Below are 2059 nucleotides of genomic sequence, written 5' to 3'. Positions count from 1 at the left end.
GCGGGGGACGTGGCGATACGGGGGAGGGCGTAGGGGTGGTGCTCGGCGAGCCAGGCGACCATCTGCTCGCGGACCGTGACCCGTACCGTCCAGACGTCGTTCGGGTCCTTCGCCGTGGCGACCGCGCGGACCTCCATCGTGCTCGGTGTGGTGTCGGTGACGGCCAGGCTCCAGTCGCGGCCGTCCCACGCCGGGCACTCACGCAGGATGTCGTGGAGCTTCTCGCGCATCTCGTGCACGGGCGCGTTGTGGTCCAGGTGGAAGAAGACCGTGCCGGTGATATGGGCGCCGCCGCGCGACCAGTTCTCGAAGGGCTTGCTGGTGAAGTACGACACCGGCATGATGATCCGGCGCTCGTCCCAGGTGCGTACCGACAGGAACGTCAGGGTGACCTCGTCGATGGTGCCCCACTCGCCGTCCACCACCACGGTGTCCCCGATCCGCACCATGTCGCCGAACGCGATCTGGAAACCGGCGAAGAGGTTCCCGAGCGTGGACTGGGCGGCGACACCGGCGACGATGCCGATGATGCCCGCCGACGCCAGCATCGAGGTGCCCAGCGTCCGCATCCCCGGGAAGGTGAGCAGCATCGCGGCCGCCGCCACCACCGCGACGATCGCGGTGACGATCCGCATGATCAGGGTGACCTGGGTCCTGACCCGGCGGACCCGGGCCGGATCGCGGCTCTGGGAGGCGTAGCGGGCATAGGTCGACTCGACGGCGGCGGAGGCGATCCCGACCACCAGCCAGGCGCTGGCGGCGATCAGTACCAGGGACAGGCTCTGGCCGATGCCCGCCTTGTGATCCTGTATCAGCTCCCACTTGGTCTGCCGGTACGTCCCCCTCAGCAGCGCGGTGAGCAGGACCACCTGCAGCGGAAGACGGCAGCGGCGCAGCAGATCCCACAGCGGCGTCTCCGGGTGCCGGCCGTCGGCACGGACCAGCAGCCGGTCCACCAGCCAGCCGAGCACCAGTGTGACGACCAGCGAGCCACCGAAGACGATCAGTGGGCGCAACACGTTTTCCATGGGGTCGACGGTAGCTGGCACCATGGGCGCATGAACATCATGCTCTTCCACTCCGCCTACGGCCTGCGGCCCGGCGTGCACGCGGCGGCCGAGCGGCTGCGCGCGGCCGGCCACGAGGTGCACGTTCCCGACCTGTACGACGGGCGGAGCGCCCAGACCGTCGAGGAGGGCATGAAGATCAAGGACGAGATCGGTTCGGACGAGCTGCTCAAGCGGGCCGTGCTGGCCGCGGCGCCGCACTCGGACGCCGGTCTGGTCTACGCCGGGTTCTCGCTCGGCGGCTCACTCGCGCAGAACCTCGCGCTCGGCGACGAGAAGGCACGCGGGCTGCTGCTTCTGCACGGCACGTCGGACATCGCGGAGGACGCGGCCGTCGACGAGCTGCCGGTGCAGCTGCATGTCGCCGACCCGGACCCGTTCGAGCCCGACGATTGGCTGAACGCCTGGTACCTGCGGATGCGGCGGGCCGGTGCCGACGTCGAGGTCTACCGCTACCGGGGCGCCGGGCACATCTACACGGACCCGGATCTGCCGGACTACGACGCCGAGGCGGCCGAGGAGACCTGGCAGCTGGCGCTCGGGTTCCTGGACTCGCTGGGGTAGGTCCGTAGGCACTACGGGCGGGTGCAGCCCTTGGCCACGGGGGCCGCGGGGTCGCAGATGTACTGGCGGTCGGCGGCGCGGTGGCTGACGTACCGTCCGACGCACTGGTTGTTGCTGCCGAGGCCCTGGCCGCGGCACCAGTCGACCGCGGCGTTTCCGTCGCGGAAGCCGGGGGTGTAGAGCATCCAGTAGCCCGCCCGCAGTGAGGCGTACTTGCCGCTGTCGAGATACCGGACGTCCTTGACGCCCTTGGCGCGCAGGGCCGCTACGGCCTTGTCGCGGGCGCCGGTGCCCTTGCTCTGGTCGACCGACGCCAGCTGGGCGACCCAGGTGTCGGCCACCTTGTCGGCGGGCGGGGGCGGTTCGGTGGTCGGTGTCGAGGTGGGTGTCCGGGTCGGCTTCGAGGACGAGGATGGGGACGGGGACGA

At 70.5% G+C, this 2059-nt stretch carries 2 protein-coding genes and 1 pseudogene; 1 reads left to right on the top strand and 2 read right to left on the bottom strand.

Features of this window, described 5'->3' with window-relative positions:
* Positions 1-1028, bottom strand: a 1028-nt coding sequence (locus tag U9R90_RS35785) for a mechanosensitive ion channel family protein (RefSeq protein ID WP_411061639.1), incomplete at its 3' end; no start/stop codon positions are given.
* Between the two features lie 30 nt (positions 1029-1058).
* On the opposite strand from U9R90_RS35785, the gene U9R90_RS35780 reads away from it, so the two are divergent.
* Positions 1059-1631, top strand: a complete 573-nt coding sequence (locus tag U9R90_RS35780) for a dienelactone hydrolase family protein (protein ID WP_411061637.1) — start codon at positions 1059-1061, stop codon at positions 1629-1631.
* Between the two features lie 11 nt (positions 1632-1642).
* On the opposite strand, the pseudogene U9R90_RS35775 reads toward U9R90_RS35780, so the two are convergent.
* Positions 1643-2059 (bottom strand): annotated as a pseudogene (locus tag U9R90_RS35775) (serine/threonine protein kinase); the annotation flags it as partial.

The sequence above is a fragment of the Streptomyces sp. E11-3 genome, from assembly GCF_046540415.1.
Taxonomy (GTDB): Bacteria; Actinomycetota; Actinomycetes; order Streptomycetales; family Streptomycetaceae; genus Streptomyces.
The sequence above is the reverse complement of the archived record's forward strand: the minus strand, read 5'-3'. Positions and strand labels throughout refer to the sequence as shown.